Below are 21,551 nucleotides of genomic sequence, written 5' to 3' on the forward strand. Positions count from 1 at the left end.
CGGCCTAGTCTCGACGATTGCTCAGCCAGACCGCGAGCCCTATACAGACCGAGACCACGACGACCAGCAGCACCATGAGCACGGTCGCGATCGGGCCGAGGTCGTAACCGGCCTGGATCAGGCTGGCCACGCCGGAGATGCCGGCGACCGCGACGCCGGCCAGCAAGGCCTCGGTGACGAGGCGTACTTGCCGCTCCCGGCGGGTCGCCTCTGCTTCCTCCAGCGTCTCCAACCGGGTGCGCACGTTGCCCAGCACGGTCTCCAGCCGCCCTCCGGCGAGGGTGGCGGCCGAGTCGTTGAAGCTCTTGACCATGCGTTGGTACTCGGCGCTGGCCAGCAACCGGTCGATCAACGATCGCATGATGGGTGAGGACAGCAGGGTGGGCGACTCGACGAAGAAGATGACCGCGCGGCACCGGGCGACGAAGTCGTGCAGACGCAGCTGGCGGGTCTCAAGGTCCTGTTCCAGCCTCCGCACCTCCTTCGAGGTCAGGGGATTGTGGGGCGCGTCGAGCCGTCCCGAGATGTCGGCGAGGTCGTCGGCGAGCCGGTTGTTGAAGATGGCCAGGTCGTGGTTCCATCCGGCGAAGAGCCCCGGCAGGGTCGCGGTGAAGACGACGCAGTCCGTGAGCATGTCCACGGCGTAGGAGGGAATGCCGAACGCGACGACGCTCGCCGTGTTCTCGGACTGGGAGATCCAGCAGCCCGTGCCCGTCCCGGGGATATCCCTGAGCACCGGCCCGGTGCTGCTCCGCGCCCACTGGGCGATCGAGGTCAGGATGCCGATTGGCTGGGTCAGCAGCGTGGCGCCGAACAGCCGGAGCACCTCCTCCCCGTCGTCCACCTGCTCGCGGGCGCCGGTGGCTGGGTACCAGGAGCCCACCTGGTCCAAGATGATGACGTTCGTGACCAGGGAGGGCACGAACACGAGCCCGGGGTCCTGCGGCGGCGGGCAGAGCCGGACCGAGAGGTCGAGCAGCACGCTCGCCGCGAAGTCGGCGGCCGACGTCCAGGAACGGTCGTGCGGTGGGGGCAGCACGGACCGCACCTCCTGCCCGACGAGGTCGAGATCGGCACCCTCGGGCCCGAGGATGCGCAGGACGTGCTCGAGGGCGAACGGATGGCAGTGGGCCAGGGGGATCTCCAGCCGCAGCACGTGGTTCCCCAGCTCGCTCAACCAAATCTCGGGGAGGGCGACCAGGTCCGCCTCGTCCCGGCGCGCGAGCAGCACCTCCGGAAGACGCAGGGTCGCCCCTCGAAAACCGCGCCCGAGCGGGTCCTCGGTGTGCCACATGTCGTTGATTGGCAGGCTGCCCCTCTGGGAGACGACGGGGACCCCGCCGAGCAGCCATTGCTCGCAACCGTCCAGCAGGTGAGCCAGGTCCTGGGTCCCAGGACCACGCAGGGCGAAGGGGAACAGGGCGATCACCCGGCCGCTGTGGATCTCCAGCCATGGGCGGTCCAAGGCCACCTGGATGGCCTCCAGGCTGAGCCGGTGCGCCCGCAGTTCGGACCGGTCGATCGAATCCTCGTCCCGCTCCACCGTCCGCAGCTGCTCGATCGCGCCCAGCAGGGCCGCGCCCTGGTCGGTGGGCAGGCTGGCCACGGCCCGGGCGGCGCGGGACACCGCCTGGTAGTAGGCGACCTCATCGGCGGCCTGGTCCGCGACATAGGCGAGAACAGGGCCGTGGACCTCGACACCGACGACGTCCACGAGGCGCGCCCCCTCCTGCGCCGCCGCCTTGGCCTGGTCCGCCCAGTCGGACAGCTGCCCGCCCAGCGAGGCTGCTTCAACGGCGAACTCCGCGAGCAGGAAGGTCAGCAGCCGGAGCGCCGCGTCGACCTCTGGGTCCTGCCGCTCCTGCGGACGGACCTCTGCCACGAGCTTCCGCACCACCTCGCGAATGCCGTCGACCTCCCACTCCTGCTCCCAGGCGAGCATGGAGGCAAAGCGGACGAACAGCAGGAGAGGCGCCAGGGTGCCAGGGGAGGCCCTGGCGGCCTCGACCAGGCGGGACGTCGTCTCGGTCACGCCGCCCCACCCCTGCGCGTTCCACCAGGCGGTCGCCTCGAGGACGGCAAGATCCCGGACACAGTCCGGGTGAGCGGTCGCCAGCTGCTGCTCCAGCCAGGCTCGGATCGGGCCGACCCGCCACGCAGCCATACCCTCGATCGCCGCGTCGAGGGAGAACTCCAGCGGGTTGGCTTCCGGCGCCCGCAGCTGCTCGTGCACGGGGCCAGCGTGGCAGAGATCTCCGCCGGGAGGGCGCTCGTGCTCCGGGCGGCCCTACGCTGGCGGGCATGACCCGCGTGACCCAGCGCCGACGCGTCACCCGCCTGTCCGCCGACGGGGGTGAGCGCGCCCGCGCCGACGTGCTCGCCGGGGAGGAGCCGCTGGAGATCCGCGTGAACGGGCGGTCGTTCTCGGTCACCATGCGCACGCCGGGCCACGACTTCGAGCTGGCCGTGGGCTTCCTCCACGGGGAAGGCGTGGTCACGTCCTGGGCGGACGTGGCCCAGATCGACTACCGGTCCGGGATCGGCGCCGACGGCCTGCGGGACTACAACGTCGTCGACGTCACCCTCGCCGAGGGCGTCCCCCCGCCGGACCCGAGCCTGGAGCGGCACGTCTACACCTCCAGCTCCTGCGGCGTCTGCGGCACCGCCTCGATCGAGTCGGTGCGCCGCACCGGGGTCCACGACCTGGCCGCTGACCGCGCCACCGTCTCGCTCGAGCAGCTGCTCGCCCTCCCCGACCGACTCCGGGAGGCGCAGGCCGTCTTCGACCGGACCGGCGGCGTGCACGCCGCGGGGCTCTTCCTGCCGGGGCAGGGCGGGCTGGAGCTGGCCTGCCTGCGGGAGGACGTCGGGCGGCACAACGCGGTGGACAAGGTGCTGGGGTGGGCGCTACGCGAGCACGGTATGCCGTTGCGCGGCAGCGTGATCCAGGTGTCCGGCCGGGCTTCGTTCGAGCTGGTGCAGAAGTCCGTGCTGGCCGGGATCCCGGTGCTCTCGGCCGTCTCCGCACCGTCGTCCCTGGCCGCCGATCTGGCGGACGAGGCCGGGTTGACCCTCGTCGGGTTCAACCGGGGGAGCACGCTCAACGTCTACACGGGGATCGAGCGGGTCGCCGCCGGGGAGCCGGCCGGCTGAGTGCCAGCGGGTGCCGATCCGCGTACCGAACCGCGTGCCAGCCGGGTGCCATGCGCAGGCTGCCATCGGCGTGTCGGAGGTCCGGTGCAGGATGGCACCCATGGCAGGCAAGGCACCCAAGACGGCACCCACCGACGTCGACCCGCGCGACTTCCTGGACGGGCTCGAGCCCCGGCGCCGGGAGGAGGGCCTGGTGCTCCTCGAGCTGATGCGGGAGGCGACCGGCGAGGAGCCGGTGATGTGGGGCCCCTCGATGGTGGGCTACGGCTCCTTCCGCTACCGCTCGACCAGCGGCGCGGCGCAGGGCGACTGGTTCCGAGTCGGCTTCTCCCCGCGCAAGGCCAAGCTCACCCTCTACGGGCTGCAGGGCCACCTACGCAGCGAGGAGCTGCTGGCCAGGCTCGGGCGGCACACCCTGGGAGCGGGCTGCGTCTACGCCACCCGCCTCGAGCACCTCGACCTCGACGTCGTGCGCGAGCTGGTCACGCACGCTTACACCGAGGCCGACAATATCGGTGACGCCGAGACCGGCGGCGGCGAGGCCGTCGAGGGCGCTCGTGGCGGCGAGGACACCCAAGGCTGAGCCGCCGCCCGACCCGACGCCCCGCTGTGGACGGGCGCCCGGGAGTGACGGGGGGACCGCATACCCTGAAGGCGTGCCCAACAACGACGACCGCAGCCTCGACGCCCTGCTCCGTGCGGCGGTCGGTGCCGTGGGCGGCACCGAGCGGGACGGGCAGATGCGCATGGCGCGGGCCGTGGAGCGCGCCGTCGAACGGGAGGAGCACCTCCTGGTGCAGGCCGGGACCGGCACGGGCAAGTCGCTGGCCTACCTGGTGCCGGCCATCGCGCACGCCGTCCGCACCGGCAAGCCTGCCGTCGTGGCCACCGCCACCCTGGCGCTGCAGGCGCAGATCGTCGACCGCGACCTGCCGCGGATCGCCGACGCCCTGACCCCGCTGCTCGGGCGGCGGCCGACGTTCGCACTGGTCAAGGGCCGCTCCAACTACCTGTGCGAGCACAAGCTGGTCGGCGGCTTCCCGGACGAGGACGAGGACGCCCTGCTGTCGATGGGCACCGTCGACCGCGAACGGGGCCGGCTCGGCGAGGAGGTCGTGCGGCTGCGGCAGTGGGCCGAGATCACCGAGTCCGGTGACCGTGACGAGCTCGTCCCCGGCGTCAGCAACCGGGCCTGGCGCCAGGTCTCGGTCACCTCGCACGAGTGCCTGGGCAGCAAGTGCCCGGTCGTCGCGGAGTGCTACGTCGAGCGCTCCCGCGCGGCCGCGACCGAGGTGGACGTCATCGTCACCAACCACAGCTTCATGGCGATCGACGCCTTCGAGGGCCGGTTCATGCTGCCCGACCACGATCTGCTGGTCGTCGACGAGGCGCACGAGCTCACCGACCGGATCACCTCCACCATCACCGACGAGCTCACCTCCTCCACCGTCTCGGTGGCGGCGCGGCGCGCCGGCAAGGGGGAGTCGGCCGCCCGGCTCGCGGAGACGGTCGACCTGGTGGCGGCGACGCTGGAGGAGCTGCCCGAGGGCAAGCTGACCGCCCTGCCGGACCGCCTGGTCACCACGCTGCAGCTGGTCCGCGACGCAGCCCGCGCGGCGCTGAGCGAGCTCAAGCCGGAGAAGGGCACGGAGGTCGACGGCGCCACCCAGATGGCGATGGCCGCGGTCGAGGACGTCTTCGACACGGCCGAGCGGGTCCTGACCGACGACGAGCTGGACGTGGTCTGGATCAGCCACGACCCGCGGCGGGGCAGCGTGCTGCGGGTCGCGCCGATGAGCGTGGCGATGCTGGTGCGGGACAAGATCTTCAGCGAGCGCACCGTCGTCCTCACCTCGGCCACCCTGGAGCTCGGCGGCACCTTCGACGCCGTCGCGGGGACGATCGGGCTGCGCGGGGCGGGGTCACCCGCGTGGCAGGGGCTGGACGTCGGGTCCCCGTTCGACTACCCCCAGCAGGGCATCGCCTACGTCGCCGCGCACCTGCCCCCACCCGGGCGCGACGGCGCCGGCCCGGCGGTGTTCGACGAGATCGAGGCGCTCGTGCGTGCGGCCGGCGGTCGCACGCTGGGGCTGTTCAGCTCCAGGCGGGCCGCGGAGGCGGCGGCGGAGCAGATGCGCGAGCGGCTGGCCGACGCCGGCATCACCGTGCTGTGCCAGGGCGAGGACCAGATGCCCACCCTGGTGCGCCGCTTCGCCTCCGACGCCAGCACCTGCCTGTTCGGCACGATGTCGCTCTGGCAGGGGGTCGACGTCCCCGGGCCGGCGTGCCAGCTGGTCCTCATCGACCGGATCCCCTTCCCGCGGCCCGACGACCCGCTCTCCTCGGCCCGCACCGAGAAGATCAGCAGCATGGGCGGCAACGGCTTCATGGCGGTCTCGGCGACCCACGCCGCGCTGCGCCTGGCCCAGGGCGCCGGTCGACTGATCCGCCGCGGCGACGACCGGGGCGTGGTCGCCTTCCTCGACTCGCGGATGATGTCGGCCCGCTACGCCGGCTTCCTGCAGCGCTCGCTGCCCCCGTTCTGGCCGACCTCGGACCGCGACCTCGTGCTCGGGGCGCTGCGCCGCCTGGACGCGACGGCCGGCGAGGTGGTGCCGGTGGCGGAGCCGGGAGCTCGCGGCATCGGTGGGGCGCCCCTGCCCACCGACCCGGTGCCGGTGGCCCGCTCGCCCCGCACCGCCGTCACCGGTGGCCACGCGTGGACCGACGAGCAGGACGAGGAGCTCCGCGACGGCGTCGAGGCCGGTGTCCCGCTGGAGGAGCTGTCCGCGCACCTGGAGCTGGCGCCGGACCTGGTCACGGCGCGGCTCAACCAGCTCGGTCTCGCGGTTGGCGCGTGAGCGGCCCCGCCCCGGACGACCGTCCCTTCTGGCACCTTGCCGAGGAGGAGCACTGGCGGGCAGCGGTGACCTCCGGGACCTATGACCGGTCCACGCTCGGCGCGACGCTGGAGCAGGTCGGCTTCCTGCACGCCTCCTACCCCGAGCAGCTGCCCGCCGTGGTGAGGGCCCACTACGCCCGGTATGCGGCCCCCCTCGTCGTCCTCGAGGTCGACCCGGCGGCCCTGCGGCAGGCCGGCGTCGAGGTCCGGCTTGAGCCCGGCGATGCCTCCGACCCGGGTTCGCCGCTCTACCCGCACGTCTACGGCCCGCTGCCGGTCACGGCAGTCACCCGGACCCGCCCGGCCAGCGTGGACCGCGGCTGGCTCGACCTCGGCCCTTGGGAGCCGAGGGCTTCGTCTGCGTAGGCCGGGACGCCGCGACGGGAGAGGGATGACCATGGATTCGAGCAGACCGACGGTTCGGCCCGCCGGACATGTGGTGCTCCTCGGGGACTCGATCTTCGACAACGGGGCCTACGTGCCCGGCGAGCCCGACGTGGTGGCTCAGGTCAGAGCGCTGCTGCCCCCTTCGTGGTCCGCGACGCTGCTCGCGGTGGACGGTGACGTCATCTCCGGAGTGGCGCGTCAGCTGCGGGGGCTGCCGGAGGACGCGACCCATCTCGTGGTGAGCGTCGGCGGCAACGACGCGCTCGGCGTCGCCCACCTGCTCCATACCCCTGTCCGGTCCGTCGCCGAAGGGCTGCAGCTGCTGGCCGGTGCCCACGCAGAATTCGCCCACGCCTACGCAGCCATGCTCGACAGCGTCACCGGCACCGGCCTGCCGACGGCCGTCTGCACGATCTACGACACGCGTCTGGACGAGCGCGGGTCGTCCGTGGTGCGCAGCGGCCTGGCACTGTTCAACGACTGCATCACCGTGCCGCGTTCTCCCGTGGCCTCGGCGTCCTGGACCTCCGTGTGCTGTGCGACGACGACGCCGACTACGCCAACCCGATCGAGCCCTCCACCCAGGGCGGTGCCAAGATCGCCCGTGCGATCGCTGCCTGGGCGGCCTCGGACGGCGCCTCCGGGCGCACCCAGGTGTTCTGCTGAGGCACGCCCCGGCGGTCGGGTCAGGCGCCTACCCCCCCGCCGTCACGGCGCGTCGTCGATTGACATCCGTCAAGACGTTCGCGATGCTCTCACGCATCGACATTTCTCTATGGATCGGATCGGCATGACCCAGGGCACGCCCCTCGCGAGCAGCACGGCACCACCCGTACCGGCGCGACTGTCCACCACGGACCGTTACCTGCCCGTCTGGATCGGGGTGGCGATGGTCGCCGGCCTGCTCCTGGGGCGCCTCGTCCCCGGCCTGGGAGAGTGGCTGGGGACGGTCGAGGTCGACGGCGTCTCGCTGCCGATCGCGCTCGGGCTGCTGGTGATGATGTACCCGGTCCTGGCCAAGGTCCGCTACGACCGGCTCGACACCGTCGTGGCCGACCGTCCTCTGCTGCTCAGCTCCCTGGTCCTCAACTGGGTCCTGGGTCCGGCGCTGATGTTCGCCCTCGCCTGGATCTTCCTGGCCGACCTGCCGGAGTACCGCACCGGGCTGATCATCGTCGGGCTGGCCCGGTGCATCGCGATGGTCATCATCTGGAACGACCTGGCCTGCGGCGACCGCGAGGCCACCGCCGTCCTGGTCGCCCTCAACTCCATCTTCCAGGTCATCGCCTTCGCCGGGCTCGGCTGGTTCTACCTCTCGGTGCTGCCCGGCTGGCTGGGCCTGGAGCAGGCCACCCTGGACGTCAGCCCGTGGCAGATCGCCAAGTCCGTCCTCATCTTCCTCGGCATCCCGCTGGCGGCCGGCTACCTCTCCCGGGTGTGGGGCGAGAAGGCGAAGGGCCGCTCCTGGTACGAGGGGACGTTCCTGCCCCTCGTCTCCCCGTGGGCGTTGCGCGGCCTGCTGTTCACCGTCGTGCTCCTCTTCGCCCTGCAGGGCGACCAGATCACCAACCGGCCGCTGGACGTGGCCCGGATCGCGGTCCCGCTGCTGGTTTACTTCGCCACCATGTGGGCCCTGGGGTATGCCGTGGGCAAGGTCCTGGGGATGACCTACGAGCGCACCACAGCCCTCGCGTTCACCGCGGCGGGCAACAACTTCGAGCTGGCGATCGCGGTCGCGATCGCGACCTTCGGGGTCACCTCCGGCCAGGCGCTGGCCGGCGTGGTGGGCCCGCTGATCGAGGTGCCGATCCTCGTCGCACTCGCCTACGTGGCCCTGCGCCTGCGCAAGCACTTCCCGCACGAGGAGGTCCCTGCCAGTATCGATGCCTGAGACCACCGCTCGTATGGACGAGACCTCCGTCGCGCGACTCATCGACGACCTGTGCTACTCCTTCGACGGCGTCTTCGCCACCCACGGGGTCGACGAGCTGTGCCGCCCTCGCCTTCGTCCACAACGTCGGCCGGTCACAGATGGCCGCCGGCGACCTGCAGCATCTCTCCGGCGGGCAGGTCGAGGTCCGGTCCGCCGGGTCCGCGCCCGCCGGCCAGGGGACCGATGCAGTGCGTCCCATCCGTGACGAGATCAAGGCGCGGGTCGTCGAGCTCATCGGCTCGTGGGGGGTCGCGGTCTGCGACTGAGCACCTGGCGTCCCAGCGGGTTCAGCAGCAGCGCTTCGCGGCCGGGGTGACCCGCAGGGTGAGGAAGCCGCGCACCTTCTCCAGTGCTTCCGGGCGCACGGTGTAGTGCACCCACCGGCCGCGCTTGTCACGGTCGACCAGGCCGGCGTCGTACAGCTTGCGCATGTGGAAGGACAGCGTGGGCTGGCTGATCTCCAGCGCCGCCGGCAGGTGGCACGCGCAGGCGGTGCCGGACTCCGACTCGGCGAGATACTGCAGCAGCCGCACCCGGGTCGGGTCAGCCAGTGCCTTGAAGACGTCGGCCAGGTCCATGGCACGGTCCTTGGGTAGCAGCTCGCAGTCGGTGCCGGGGCAGCAGACGTCCTCGGTCGAGGGCAACGCGGCGGACTGGGTCATCCGTGCAGCCTAACCCTCCTATCGATGACCGTCCATACGTTGGGAGGGGGCGGTGCTTAGCCCGGAAGCGTCGCCCGGATGATCGCCGCGCTGGCGTGGCTGTGCACGCGGTGGGTCGGGGTGATCTCGACGTCGGTGAACCCGGCGCCGAGCAGTGCGGACCGGAAGTCGGCCTGGGTGAGGGCACCGGCGATGCAGCCCGTCCACTGCGCCATGTCCGCGCGGGTGGCCTCGTCCATGTCCTCGTCTGCGACGACGTCGGACACGGCGAACCGCCCGCCCGGCCGCAGCACCCGCGCCGCCTCGGCGAGCACGACCGACTTGTCGGCCGCCAGGTTGATCACGCAGTTGGAGATCACCACGTCCACGCTGGCATCGGGCAGCGGCACCTCCTCGAGGTAGCCCTGCAGGAACTCCACGTTGTCGACGCCGGCCGCCTCGGCGTTGCGCCGGGCCAGGTCGAGCATCTCCGGGGTCATGTCCAGGCCGATAGCCCGACCACCCGGAGCGACACGGCGGGCGGAGATGAGCACGTCGCCGCCGGCTCCCGAACCGAGATCGAGCACGACCTCACCGGGGTGCAGGTCGGCGACCGCGGTGGGCACGCCGCAGCCGAGGGAAGCCTCGATCGCCTCGGACGTCCCGTCTCCGTCGACAGGCTCTACGTAGAGCTCCTTGCCGAAGACCGGGCGTCCCTTGGCGTCCTGGCTGAGCTCGGCGAAGCCGGTGCCCCCGCCGCAGCATCCGCCCTGCGCCACATCGGCTGCGGCCCGGGCAGCGGCGGCGTAGCGGTCGCGGACGGTCTCTCGGATGTCAGTCATCTGGACTCCTGGGTCGTGACGAGGGCTGCGGCGCCCTGGGTGGGGAGGTCGGTGAGCGTGGGTGAGCAGCAGATGCCCGAGGCGCCGGCCATGATCTGGTCGGCCGCGACGGGCAGGGCGCTGAGACAGGCGGGGTTGACCGCGTAGTAGGTGCTGGTGCCGCGCTTCTCCGCGGTGACGAAGCAGGTGCGCTCCAGCGCGGCGAGGTGGTGGCTCACCGTCGACTGGGAGAGCGGGAAGGCATCCACGACGTCACGTACCCGCACCGGGCTGCCCTGCCGGGCCAGCCAGGCCAGCAGCTGGACGCGGGTGGCGTCGGAGAGGGTGCGGAACCACTCGGCATACTCCTCGGCGGTCTCGCGGGGGAGAGTCACGTGATCATTCATCGATGATCGACGATAGTCGATGGAAGTCGAGGCGGCAAGGGTCTGTGAGTCGTGGCCAAGCCGTGTCGGTATGCCGTGGCAGGCTTGGACCCGTGACCGCGCCCCTGCCCCTCGCCCTCATCACCGGACCAGAGGAGGTCCTGGCCGAGCGCGGCGTGCAGTCGATCGTGGAGGCCGTGCGCGGCACCGAGCCGGAGGCCGAGGTGGTCAAGCTGTACGCCGGGAGCTACCAGCCGGGCGAGCTGCTCGTCGACGCCAGCCCGAGCCTCTTCGGCGGGTGGACGGTCATCGTGGTGCACGACGTCGACGAGGCCGACGACGCGCTGGTCGAGGACGTCCTCGCCTACCTGGAGCAGCCGGCCGACGCGGTCACCCTCATCGTGCGGCACAAGAGCGGCAACCGCGGCAAGAAGGTGCTGGACCTGCTCAAGAAGCAGGGCGCCCGCGTCATCGAGGCCAAGGCGGTCAAGACCGAGAAGGACAAGACGGAGTTCGTCAAGGGCGAGTTCCGGGCCTCGCGGCGGCGGATCACCGAGGAGGCGGTGGCCGCTCTCGTCCTGGCCGTCGGCAAGGACCTGCGCGAGCTGGCCGGCGCCTGCGCCCAGCTGGTCCGCGACGTGGAGGGCATGGTCGAGGTCGACGACGTGCACACCTACTACGGCGAGCGGGTCGAGACCACCGGCTTCAAGGTGGCCGAGGCTGCGCTGGCCGGCCACCCGCCGGAGGCGATGCGGCTGCTGCGGCACGCGATGCTCGGGGGGCTGGACCCGGTCCCGATCGTCGCCGTGCTGGCCATGCAGCTGCGCCAGGTGGGCAAGGTCGCGGCGGCGGGCCGCGGCAGCGCCGGTCAGCTGGCCAAGGACCTCGGTATGGCGCCCTGGCAGGTCGACCAGGCCCGCCGCGTGGCGCAGGGCTGGGACGGGCGGCGGCTGGGCGCGGCGATCCAGGCGGTCGCGCAGGCCGACGTCGACGTCAAGGGCGGCATCCGCACCGAGCCGGCCGTGCGCAGCCCGGAGTACGCCGTGGAGAGGGCGGTCCTGGAGGTCTGCCGCCTGCGGCACGAGCGCGGCGGGTGACGGGAACGCAGCGGTAGAGCGGCGAGCTCGCCGGGGGACGCGGTGTCGTGGGCGAGGTGTCGCGGGCGAGGGGTCGGTGCGTTGCGGCATACCCGGGAAAGGCGGCGTAGGATCTCCGATCCGTGCGCATCCTCCGAAGCCTGGTGGCCGACACCCGACCGCTGCGCAACGACCACTTTCGGCGGCTGTGGGTCGCCAACATCGTCACCGTCATCGGTGCCCAGCTGACGATCGTCGCGGTGCCGGCGCAGATCTACGCGATGACCGGCTCCTCGGCCTGGGTGGGGCTGACCGGACTCTTCGGCCTGGTGCCGCTGGTCGTCTTCGGGCTCTGGGGCGGGGCGCTGGCCGACGTCTTCGACCGGCGCACGATCCTGCTGATCACCACCTGGGGCCTGATCATCACCAGCGGCCTGTTCTGGCTGCAGGCGGCCGTCGGCGGGATCGACGGCTTCGGGGTGTGGTTCCTGCTCGGGCTGTTCTCCGTGCAGCAGGCCTTCTTCGCGGTCAACCAGCCCACCCGCAGCGCGATCCTGCCCGCCCTCCTGCCCGCCGGGCTCATCCCGTCGGCGGCCTCGCTCAACATGACGGTGATGTCGGCCGGGGCGATCGCCGGACCCCTGGTCGGCGGCGCGCTCATCCCGCTGCTCGGCTACTCCTGGCTCTACGCCCTCGACACCGTCACCCTCTTCGCCACCCTCTGGGCGGTGTGGGGGCTTCCCGCGCTGGCCATCGAGGGGGCCGCGGCCAAGGTGCCCGGGCTGCGCTCGGTGGTCGAGGGGTTCGCCTATCTGCGGCACCACCCGGTGCTGCTCATGTCCTTCGTCGTCGACCTCGTCGCGATGGTCTTCGGTATGCCGCGGGCCCTGTTCCCCGAGATCGCCCACCTGGACTTCGGCGGGGACGAGGAGGGCGGGATGGTCTTCGCCCTGCTGTTCGCCGCCATCCCGGCCGGGGCGGTGCTCGGGGGTGTGCTCTCCGGGTGGGTCTCCCGGGTGGAGCGGCAAGGGCTGGCGGTGATCATCTGCATCCTGGTCTGGGGCGCGGCGATGACCGGCTTCGGGGTGGCGGTCTTCTTCTCCGAGCTCGACCGGCCCACCATGCTCGCGGTCGCCCTGGCCTGCCTGGCCGTCGGCGGCGCGGCAGACATGGCCTCGGCGGCGTTCCGCACCTCGATGCTGCTCAATGCCGCCGACGACAACGTCCGCGGTCGGCTGCAGGGCGTCTTCATCGTCATCGTCGCCGGCGGCCCCCGGGTGGCGGACGTCGCCCACGGCGCCGCGGCCGCTGTGGTGGGCACCGCCGTCGCCGCGGCGGGCGGTGGGGCGCTGGTCATCGTCGGCACGGTGATAGCGGCGCTCGCGGTCCCGTCGTTCGTGCGCTACCGGATCACCCGCCCCGCCGCGGTCTGAACCGAACCACCGGCGCGGTCACGGCCTGAGCCGAGACACCGGCGCGGTCACGGCTCGAGCCCAGAGGGTGGCGGCAACGCCTCGGGGTTGGGCAGGATGGGGCCGTGAAGCTGGTGCGGGTCGAGGGCCTGCGGCCGGCGGGCTACCAGGAGGCGCTCGCCACGGCTGCGCAGCGGTATGCGCAGCTGCCCGCGGACCGGCCGGTGCGGCTGGCCAAGCGCACGAGCAACCTCTTCCGGACCAGGACGGGCGAGGCGGAGCGGCTCGACCTCGACGACCTCCGCGGGGTCTTCGACATGGACCTCCGGGCGGCCACCCCGGCCGGCGGCGGCACCGCCCTGGTGGGCGGGCTGACCACCTACGAGCAGCTGGTCGACGAGCTGGCGCCGCAGCACCGCATACCCCTCGTCGTGCCCCAGCTGCGCACCATCACGCTCGGGGGAGCGGTCGTGGGACTGGGCATCGAGTCCACCTCCTTCCGGCACGGGCTGCCGCACGAGTCGGTGCTGGAGGCCGACGTGCTCACGGCGTCAGGCGAGGTGGTCACCGCCACCCCGGACGGGGAGCACGCGGACCTGTTCCGGGCCCTGCCGAACTCCTACGGCACCCTGGGCTACTGCCTCGGCCTGGTCGTCGAGCTGGAGCGGACCCACCCTCATGTGCTGCTGCGGCACCTGCGCTACACAGACCTCGACGCCGCGGTGGCCGCCATCGGCGAGGTGATGACCCACCGCGAGCACGACGGGGCGACGGTCGACTTCATCGACGGCATCACCTTCAGCGCGACCGAGAGCTACCTCACGCTGGGCCGGTGGTCCGACGGGCCGGGCGACCTGGGCGGACCGAGCGACTACACGGGCCAGCAGATCTACTACCGCTCCGTGCAGCACCGTCGGCAGGACGTGCTCACCGCCCACGACTACCTGTGGCGCTGGGACACCGACTGGTTCTGGTGCTCGCGGGCGTTCGGGGCCCAGCACCCTGTGGTGCGGCGGGTCTGGCCCAGCCGCCTGCGGCGCAGCGACGTCTACTGGCGGATCCTCGGGGTCGAGCAGCGCTACCGCCCCCAGGCGCGCTGGCGGGCGCTGCGCGGACGGCCGCCGCAGGAGCGGGTGGTCCAGGACGTGGAGATCCCGCTGGCCAGGACGGCCGACTTCCTTAGCTGGTTCCTGCACACGATCCCGATCGAGCCGCTCTGGCTCTGCCCCGTGCGGCTGCGCAGCGACCGGGAGTGGCCGCTGTACCCGATGCGGCCCGGCGAGGACTACGTCAACGTGGGTTTCTGGTCGGCGGTCGACATCGCCCCCGGAGCCCGCCACGGCGACGTCAACAGGGCTATCGAGGACAAGGTGGCCGAGCTGGGGGGACACAAGGGCCTGTACTCCTCCGCCACCTACGACCAGGAGACCTTCGACCGGCTCTACGGCGGGCCGACCTACGCCGAGGTCAAGGCGCGCTACGACCCTGACGGCCGGCTGCCCACCCTCTACGACAAGGCGGTGCGGTCCCGATGAAGAGGGCAGGCGTCCCGATGAGACGCACAGGTCTGCGGACAGGTACGGAGAGCACGGGTACGGCGGGCGCGGGGCCGTCCGCGCGGCACGCGGAGACGAGAACGACGGCGAGCGTCGCGCCCGCGCGGATGACCATGGCCCAGGTCTTCAGCACCCTGGTGGGCGAGGTCGCCGGCCTGCAGGTGCGCGCGTGGGACGGCTCCCGGTCAGGGGAGCCGGGTGGCCGCATCCTGCACCTGCACGACCGGCGCGCCCTGGACCACCTGCTCACCACCACCAGCAGCGAGCTGGGCCTGGCCAGGGCCTACCTGTCCGGCGCGCTGTCCATCGAGGGCATGGACGAGGCCAACCCCTACCCCGAGCTGGTCCTCCTGCGCGACCACGTGCGGCCCACCGCGCCCCGTCCCTCCGACCTCCCTCGGCTCGCCACGGCCGTCGGGGCTCTCCGGCCACGACCGGCCCCGCTGCCGGCGGAGGAGACCCCCACCCGTGCGCGCCGGCTGGCCACCGGGCTGCGCCACGGCCGCCGCCGGGACGCCACGGCGATTGCCCACCACTACGACGTCTCCAACCGCTTCTACGAGCTCCTGCTCGGCCCGTCGATGACCTACACCTGTGCGGCATACCCGCACGAGGGCGCCACGCTGGAGGAGGCGCAGGCGCACAAGCACGACCTGGTCTGCCGCAAGCTCGGGCTGCGGCCGGGGATGCGCCTGCTGGACGTGGGCTGCGGGTGGGGCGGGATGGTGAGGCACGCGGTGGAGCACTACGGCGTCACCGCCCTCGGTGTGACGCTGTCCCGCCAGCAGGCGCTCTGGGGCCAGCGGATGATCGAGCGCGCGGGGCTCACCGGCCGGGCGGAGATCCGGCACTGCGACTACCGCGACGTCACCGAACGGGGCTTCGACGCGATCTCCTCCATCGGGCTGACCGAGCACATCGGCGTCCGCGCCTACCCGGCCTACTTCGCCTTCCTCCGGGACCGGCTGCGCGACGAGGGCCGGCTGCTCAACCACTGCATCACCTGGGCGGACAACCGGCACCGACCGATGAGCCGGCGGGCCTTCGTCGAGCGTTACGTCTTCCCGGACGGCGAGCTGGCAGGGTCGGGCCGGATCGTCACCGAGATCGAGGACGCCGGTCTCGAGGTGCGCCACCAGGAGAACCTGCGCGAGCACTACGCCCGCACCTGCGGGGAGTGGGGCGCCAACCTCACCGAGCACTGGGCCGAGTGCGTAGCGGAGGCCGGCATCGGGCGGGCCAGGGTGTGGGGTCTCTACCTCGCCGGGTCCCGGCTCAACTTCGAGCGGCGGGGTATGGGGCTGCACCAGGTGCTCGCCGTGCGCACCAGTGCGCACGGCGTCTCTGGGATGGGTCTGCGGCGGGTGAGCCTCTGAGCAGGAGGGCCGGGCACGGTGGAGCAGGTGAGCGCGGTCCGCGACTTGGGTCGTGGGCCGTCGCGCTGGTAGATTAGATCCTTGCGTGCGCGCTCGGTCGTGTGCGCATGCAAGCAGCACACATGCACCACCACGCACGAGACAGCCGCCAGGGCATCCCCACGCCTCAGTCCTGTCCCGTGCGCTGTCGCCCTCACGACACCCAGACCAACGACTGACCAGGAAAGAACTACTTCGTGGCAAACATCAAGTCCCAGATCAAGCGCGTCAAGACCAACGCCAAGCGCACCGAGCGCAACCGGGCTCACAAGTCCGAGCTGCGCACCTTCGTCCGCAAGTTCCGCGAGGCCGCGGACAGCGGTGACGTCGCGACGGCCGAGGAAGCGCTGAAGGTGGCCTCCAAGAAGCTGGACAAGGCCGTCTCCAAGGGCGTTCTGCACAAGAACCAGGCGGCCAACAAGAAGTCGGCCATGGCCAAGAAGTTCCACAGGATCGGCGCCTGAGCCGCAGATCGACGAGCCTTCGGCAGCCGGGCGTCCGTTCCCCACATCGATTCACGGGGCGGGCGCCCGCTGCTATCCTGGGCCGCACCATGACGACCCGCTGCCAGCTCCTCCTTACGCAGCCGCGCTGACACGCACCACCAGCGCGGCTGACCCCTCCTGAGCGAGGGGCTTTTTTGTGCACCTGACGGAACAGCACGGCATACCGCAGCATCTGCAGCGACCCGAGTGAGAGAGACCATGAGCGAGCGCACCGACCACCTGCCTCAGCACCGCTACACCGCCGAGCTGGCGAACCAGATCGAGGCCAGGTGGCAGGAGCGGTGGGAGACCGAGGAGACCTTCGCCTCGGCCAACCCGGCGGGCCCCTGGGCGACCCCGGACGACCCGCGGCTGGCCGAGGGCCGGGGGCACCGGTTCATCATGGACATGTTCCCCTACCCCTCCGGGACGGGCCTGCACGTCGGGCACCCGCTGGGCTTCATCGCCACCGACGTGCACGCGCGCTTCAGCCGGACCACCGGGGCGAATGTGCTGCACACCATGGGTTTCGACGCCTTCGGCCTGCCCGCGGAGCAGTATGCCGTGCAGACCGGCCAGCACCCGCGGGTCACCACCGAGGCCAACATGGAGGTCTACCGGCGCCAGCTGCGCCGGCTGGGGATGGGCCACGAGCGGCGGCGCAGCTTCGCCACCATCGACCCCGAGTACTACCGGTGGACGCAGTGGATCTTCACCCAGATCTTCGAGTCCTGGTACGACCCCGAGGCGCCGCCCCGGGAGGGCTCGGGCCAGGTCACGCCGGGCCGGGCACGGCCGATCAGCGAGCTGGTCGCGCAGTTCGCGGCCGGTGAGCGCCCGACCACCACCGGGCAGGCCTGGGCGCAGATGAGCGCCGTCGAGCAGGCCGCCGAGCTGGACCACTACCGCCTGGTCTACCTGTCCCAGGCACCGGTCAACTGGTGCCCGGGCCTGGGCACCGTGCTGGCCAACGAGGAGGTCACCGCCGACGGCAAGTCCGAGCGCGGCGACTTCCCGGTCTTCAAGCGCAACCTGAGCCAGTGGATGATGCGGATCACCGCGTATGCCGACCGGCTGACCGACGACCTGGAACGGCTGGACTGGCCGGAGAAGGTCAAGCTGATCCAGCGGCACTGGATCGGCCGCTCCACCGGGGCCACGGTCCGCTTCGACGCGCCGGCCGCCCGGACCGACCACATGGCGCCCATCCACGTCTTCACCACCCGGCCCGACACCCTGTTCGGGGCGACCTTCATGGTCGTCGCCCCCGAGCACCCGGTCCTGGAGGAGATCGTGCCGCAGGCCTGGCCGGAGGGCGCCAAGGAGGCCTGGACCGGCGGGCACCCCGACCCGCGCACGGCCGTCACGGCATACCAGAAGATGGCCTCCACCAAGAGCGACGTGGAGCGGCAGGCTGACGCCAAGACCAAGTCCGGTGTCTTCACCGGTGCGTTCGCGACCAACCCGGTCAACGGTGCGCGGATCCCGGTGTTCGTGGCGGACTACGTGCTGATGGGCTACGGCACCGGCGCGATCATGGCCGTGCCCGGGCAGGACCAGCGCGACTGGGACTTCGCGGTCGCCTACGAGCTGCCGATCATCCGCACGGTGCAGCCGACGGAGGGCTTCCCGGAGGACCAGGCGTTCACCGGCGAAGGCCCGGCGATCAACTCGGCCAACGAGGAGATCAGCCTGGACGGGCTGGACGTCGAGGAGGCCAAGGCACGGATCATCGCGTGGCTGGTGGACAAGGACCTGGGCGAGGAGACGGTGACCTACCGGCTGCGGGACTGGCTGTTCAGCCGGCAGCGCTACTGGGGCGAGCCGTTCCCGATCGTCTGGGACGAGGACGGGATCCCGCACTCGGTGCCCGACTCGATGCTGCCGGTCGAGCTGCCGGACGTGCCCGACTACAGCCCGAGCACCTACGACCCGGAGGACGCGGACAGCTCGCCCGAGGCGCCGCTGGCCCGCGCGAGCGACTGGGTCGAGGTCGAGCTGGACCTGGGCGACGGGCGGGGCACGCGGAGGTTCCGCCGCGAGACCAACACCATGCCCAACTGGGCCGGGTCGTGCTGGTACCACCTGCGCTACCAGGACCCTGCCAACGACCGGGCGCTGGTCGACCCCGAGGTCGAGCGCTACTGGACCGGCCCGCGGGCACAGACGGTGGCGGGGGCGCCGGAGGGTGCGGTCGACCCCGGTGGCGTGGACCTGTACGTCGGTGGCGTCGAGCACGCGGTGCTGCACCTGCTGTACTCCCGGTTCTGGCACAAGGTGCTGTTCGACCTGGGGCACGTCAGCAGCGAGGAACCGTTCCGGAGGCTGATCAACCAGGGGATGATCGAGGCCTGGGTCTACCGCGACGCCCGGGGCTTCCCGGTGCCGGCCGAGGAGGTCGAGCACCATGTCGAGGACGACGGCCGCACGACATACACGTGGAACGGCCAGCCGGTCACCCAGGAGTACGGGAAGATGGGCAAGTCCCTGAAGAACGTCGTGACGCCCGACGAGATGTGCGAGCAGTACGGCGCGGACACCTTCCGGGTCTACGAGATGTCAATGGGGCCGCTGGAGCAGTACCGGCCGTGGGAGACCCGGGCGGTCGTGGGCAGCCAGCGCTTCCTGCAACGGCTGTGGCGCAACGTGATCGACGAGGAGACCGGTGCGGTCACCGTCGTCGACGAGCCGCTGACGCCGGAGGTGGAGAAGGCGCTGCACCGCACCATCGACGGGGTCCGCGCGGACTACCAGGCGCTGCGCACGAACACCGCCGTGGCCAAGATGATCGAGCTGAACAACCTGCTGACCAAGCTGGAGCGGGTGCCCCGCGCCGCGGTCGAGCCCCTGGTGCAGATGGTCGCTCCGGTCGCGCCGCACCTGGGCGAGGAGCTGTGGGAGCGGCTGGGTCACGCCGAGTCCCTGGCCTTCGAGCCGTTCCCCGAGGCCGATCCCGCGATGCTGGTCGACGACACGGTGACCTGCGTGGTCCAGGTCAAGGGCAAGGTCCGGGACCGGCTGGAGGTGGCGGCTGACGTCGCGGACGGCGACCTGGAGGCGCTGGCCCTGGCCAGTGCGAAGGTGCAGGCGGCGATGAACGGCGCCCCGGTCCGTAAGGTGATCGTCCGGGCGCCCAACCTGGTCAACATCGTCGTCTGACCCGCCCGGGTCGTCGGAGAGCCGAAGGAGGCTGGCGTGAGCGTCGCGGTCGTCACCGACAGCACCTCCTGCCTCGACCCCGCACGGGTCGCGGCGTCAGCGCTGACGGTGGTGCCGCTGCACGTGCTCGTCGGCGGCCGGGGACGGCTGGCCGGGCGCGAGATCCGGCCCGGGGAGGTGGCGGAGATCCTGCGCCGGGGCAAGGAACGGGTGACCACCTCGGGCGTGGCTCCTGGTGAGTTCGCCGCCGCCTACCGGGAGGTGGCGCAGCGCACCGGGTGCGACGAGGTCGTCTCGGTGCACCTGTCCGGCGGGATCAGCGCGACGGTCGAGGCGGCGCAGATGGCGCGGGAGGAGCTGGCTGGCGAGCTCGCCGTGCACGTGGTGGACTCCGGGGTGGTGGGCATGGCGCTGGGGTATGCGGCGTGCGCCGGCGCCGCTGCGGCCGCCGACGGCGCGTCGGCGGAGGAGGTGGCGGGTGCGGTCCGTGCGCGGGCGGGGGCCGGGCGGACGTGGTTCTACGTCGACACCCTGGAGCACCTGCGCCGCGGTGGCCGGATTGGCCGGGCCCAGGCGCTGGTGGGCTCCGCCCTGGCGATCAAGCCGCTGCTGACCATCAAGGAGGGTGTGGTCGCGCCGCAGGAGCGGGTGCGGACCCGGTCCAAGGCGCTGGCGCGGCTGGTGGAGCACGCGGTCGGCGCGGTCGAGCAGGCCCAGGGGGAAGGGCTGGAGGTGGAGCTGGCGGTGCACGAGCTCAGCGCCCGCGAGGCCGGTGAGCAGCTGGCCGACCAGCTGCGGGAGCGCACCGGGGTCAGCCCGGTGGTGGTCGAGCTCGACCCCGTGGTGGGCGTGCACACCGGCCCCGGCACCCTCGGCGTGGTCGTCTCGCCGGTGACCTGAGCCCGAGTACGGGGGACCCGCGACGTCGTACCTGACTCCGGCCAGGTGCTCCCGCAGCGGCTCACCGAGTGCTGCGACTGTGCACGCCCACCCGCCCTATTGCGGGCACAGCCACGCCACTCGGTGAGGTCAGGTCACGGGGTGAGGCTGTCCACACGTTCCCGCGGGGCGGGTCGTCGTCCACAGATCACGGCTCAGGACGCTCGGGAGGCGGATCGTCCTGCCTAGCGTGCGGTCATGGCTCGGCCTCCCTCATTCTCCAGCCGCGTCCTCGGGCCAGCCGCTGCCGACCACGCGGGCCGGCACCGGCGTGCTCGGCTGACCCGTCCGGCCGACGAGGACGAGGACTCCGGGCCTGAGGCGGAGGAGTCGCTCCCGTTTGAGGGCGGGACGGGTGATCGGCCGGCGGTCGACCACGGGGTCGCCGATGGCCACGTGGCAGAACCGGGCCAGGACCGCACGACCGAGCCGAAGACTGGTGACACGGGGGCCGTGGGGGTCCCTGTCTTCTCGGTGCCGGACTCGCTACGGTCGGTGGATGTTGCCGTCGGCGGCCGAGCGGTGCGCGGGCTCCTGCTCGTCGCGGTGGTGCTCCTGCTGACCCTCGGCGGACGGTGGTGGTGGGTCAGCCAGCATGCAGTGGGCGCCCCGGTGGAGCAGGTGGTGGGCGCGGGCGCGACGTCCTCGCCCGAGCAGGAGAGCGCGGAGGACCGACAGGGCCGGACCGACCAGGACGCTCCGGAGGGTGGGGAGACGACGTCGGGTGCGGAGGGCCCGGCTGCCACAGCCGTCCTGATGGTGCACGTCGTCGGGAAGGTGCACGAACCGGGGGTGGTCGAGCTGCCACCGGGGTCCCGGGTGGTCGACGCGATCCAGGCTGCAGGTGGGCTCACCGACGCGGCCGACCCGGCGTCGCTCAACCTGGCAAGGCTCCTCGTGGACGGGGAGCAGGTATGGGTGGGTGCCCCTGGCGAGGAGCCGCCCCCAGGGCTGCAGGTCCCGTTCAGCCCACCTGCGGCCGGGGGAGGTGGCGGTCCGGGTGGCCCTGGTGCCGGTCAGCCGAGTGACGGGGCCGGTGCAGGCAGTGGCCAGGGCACGCTCCTGGTCGACCTCAACCTCGCGGACCAGGCCCTGCTCGAGGAGCTGCCCGGAGTCGGTCCCGTCACCGCGGGCAACATCCTGGCCTGGCGTGACCAGCACGGCCGGTTCACGGCGGTGGAGGAGCTGATGGAGGTCAGCGGCATCGGCGAGAAGACCTTCGAGCAGCTGCGACCCCACGTCACCGTCGGCGGTTGACGTCGTGCGCTCGACGACTGCGGCCCGGA

The 21,551-nt window shown here is 72.0% G+C and carries 19 protein-coding genes; 15 read left to right on the top strand and 4 right to left on the bottom strand.

Features of this window, described 5'->3' with window-relative positions:
• Positions 1 to 4: 4 nt before the first annotated feature.
• A complete protein-coding gene (locus tag ESZ52_RS05230) occupies positions 5 to 2,233 on the bottom strand; it encodes a hypothetical protein (protein WP_131104003.1) in 2,229 nt (742 codons plus the stop codon).
• Between the two features lie 68 nt (positions 2,234 to 2,301).
• On the opposite strand from ESZ52_RS05230, the gene fdhD reads away from it, so the two are divergent.
• The 7 genes from fdhD (at position 2,302) to ESZ52_RS20080 (ending at position 8,641) form a co-directional block, all read left to right on the top strand.
• Positions 2,302 to 3,153: a formate dehydrogenase accessory sulfurtransferase FdhD gene (gene fdhD / locus ESZ52_RS05235; RefSeq protein ID WP_131104004.1), complete on the top strand. Its 852-nt coding sequence runs from the start codon at positions 2,302 to 2,304 to the stop codon at positions 3,151 to 3,153.
• Between the two features lie 100 nt (positions 3,154 to 3,253).
• Complete coding sequence (locus tag ESZ52_RS05240; protein WP_181009942.1) at positions 3,254 to 3,736, top strand: DUF1801 domain-containing protein; 483 nt, start codon at positions 3,254 to 3,256, stop codon at positions 3,734 to 3,736.
• 157 nt (positions 3,737 to 3,893) lie between these two features.
• Entirely contained in the window at positions 3,894 to 6,014 is a 2,121-nt protein-coding gene (locus tag ESZ52_RS05245) for an ATP-dependent DNA helicase (RefSeq protein ID WP_238154489.1), read from the top strand.
• A complete protein-coding gene (locus ESZ52_RS05250; protein WP_131104006.1) occupies positions 6,011 to 6,421 on the top strand; it encodes a DUF952 domain-containing protein in 411 nt (136 codons plus the stop codon). The genes ESZ52_RS05245 and ESZ52_RS05250 overlap by 4 nt, the downstream gene beginning before the upstream one ends.
• 552 nt (positions 6,422 to 6,973) lie before the next feature.
• Positions 6,974 to 7,108, top strand: coding sequence for a hypothetical protein (locus tag ESZ52_RS19860; RefSeq protein ID WP_272948403.1), 135 nt, complete (start codon positions 6,974 to 6,976; stop codon positions 7,106 to 7,108).
• A gap of 109 nt (positions 7,109 to 7,217) precedes the next feature.
• Positions 7,218 to 8,333 carry an ACR3 family arsenite efflux transporter gene (gene arsB / locus ESZ52_RS05260; RefSeq protein ID WP_425600035.1) on the top strand — a complete coding sequence of 372 codons (1,116 nt, stop codon included), beginning with the start codon at positions 7,218 to 7,220 and terminating at the stop codon, positions 8,331 to 8,333.
• Entirely contained in the window at positions 8,330 to 8,641 is a 312-nt protein-coding gene (locus tag ESZ52_RS20080) for a low molecular weight phosphatase family protein (RefSeq protein WP_425600048.1), read from the top strand. Before arsB ends, ESZ52_RS20080 begins: the two co-directional genes overlap by 4 nt.
• A 21-nt stretch (positions 8,642 to 8,662) precedes the next feature.
• Here the strand turns inward: ESZ52_RS20080 and ESZ52_RS05270 are convergent, their stop codons facing one another.
• The 3 genes from ESZ52_RS05270 to ESZ52_RS05280 are packed head-to-tail and all read right to left on the bottom strand — an operon-like array spanning position 8,663 to position 10,244.
• Entirely contained in the window at positions 8,663 to 9,037 is a 375-nt protein-coding gene (locus ESZ52_RS05270) for an ArsR/SmtB family transcription factor (RefSeq protein ID WP_131104007.1), read from the bottom strand.
• 56 nt (positions 9,038 to 9,093) lie between these two features.
• Positions 9,094 to 9,858 carry an arsenite methyltransferase gene (gene arsM / locus ESZ52_RS05275; protein ID WP_131104008.1) on the bottom strand — a complete coding sequence of 255 codons (765 nt, stop codon included), beginning with the start codon at positions 9,856 to 9,858 and terminating at the stop codon, positions 9,094 to 9,096.
• Positions 9,855 to 10,244, bottom strand: a complete 390-nt coding sequence (locus tag ESZ52_RS05280) for an ArsR/SmtB family transcription factor (RefSeq protein ID WP_131104009.1) — start codon at positions 10,242 to 10,244, stop codon at positions 9,855 to 9,857. The genes arsM and ESZ52_RS05280 overlap by 4 nt, the downstream gene beginning before the upstream one ends.
• Positions 10,245 to 10,336: 92 nt before the next feature.
• Here ESZ52_RS05280 and holA point away from each other — a divergent pair, with 92 nt between their 5' ends.
• The 8 genes from holA to ESZ52_RS19640 all read left to right on the top strand — a co-directional run bounded on the left by holA (position 10,337) and on the right by ESZ52_RS19640 (position 21,522).
• Positions 10,337 to 11,320, top strand: a complete 984-nt coding sequence (holA, locus tag ESZ52_RS05285) for a DNA polymerase III subunit delta (RefSeq protein ID WP_131104010.1) — start codon at positions 10,337 to 10,339, stop codon at positions 11,318 to 11,320.
• Positions 11,321 to 11,442: 122 nt separating this feature from the next.
• Positions 11,443 to 12,732, top strand: a complete 1,290-nt coding sequence (locus ESZ52_RS05290; RefSeq protein WP_131104011.1) for an MFS transporter — start codon at positions 11,443 to 11,445, stop codon at positions 12,730 to 12,732.
• 104 nt (positions 12,733 to 12,836) lie between these two features.
• Positions 12,837 to 14,246, top strand: coding sequence for an FAD-binding oxidoreductase (locus tag ESZ52_RS05295; protein WP_238154478.1), 1,410 nt, complete (start codon positions 12,837 to 12,839; stop codon positions 14,244 to 14,246).
• 128 nt (positions 14,247 to 14,374) lie between these two features.
• Positions 14,375 to 15,643 (top strand): class I SAM-dependent methyltransferase, encoded by a 1,269-nt coding sequence (locus ESZ52_RS05300; RefSeq protein ID WP_238154479.1) that lies wholly within the window; start codon positions 14,375 to 14,377, stop codon positions 15,641 to 15,643.
• Between the two features lie 236 nt (positions 15,644 to 15,879).
• Entirely contained in the window at positions 15,880 to 16,146 is a 267-nt protein-coding gene (gene rpsT / locus ESZ52_RS05305; RefSeq protein WP_131104012.1) for a 30S ribosomal protein S20, read from the top strand.
• A gap of 240 nt (positions 16,147 to 16,386) precedes the next feature.
• The gene (gene leuS / locus ESZ52_RS05310; protein ID WP_131104013.1) at positions 16,387 to 19,326 is read left to right on the top strand and encodes a leucine--tRNA ligase; all 2,940 of its coding nucleotides are present in this window, start codon (positions 16,387 to 16,389) and stop codon (positions 19,324 to 19,326) included.
• 36 nt (positions 19,327 to 19,362) lie between these two features.
• Positions 19,363 to 20,226, top strand: a complete 864-nt coding sequence (locus ESZ52_RS05315) for a DegV family protein (protein WP_131104014.1) — start codon at positions 19,363 to 19,365, stop codon at positions 20,224 to 20,226.
• Between the two features lie 237 nt (positions 20,227 to 20,463).
• Positions 20,464 to 21,522: a helix-hairpin-helix domain-containing protein gene (locus ESZ52_RS19640; protein ID WP_238154480.1), complete on the top strand. Its 1,059-nt coding sequence runs from the start codon at positions 20,464 to 20,466 to the stop codon at positions 21,520 to 21,522.
• Positions 21,523 to 21,551 lie beyond the last annotated feature (29 nt).

The sequence above is a fragment of the Ornithinimicrobium sufpigmenti genome (assembly GCF_004322775.1).
Classification (GTDB): Bacteria; Actinomycetota; Actinomycetes; order Actinomycetales; family Dermatophilaceae; genus Ornithinicoccus; species Ornithinicoccus sufpigmenti.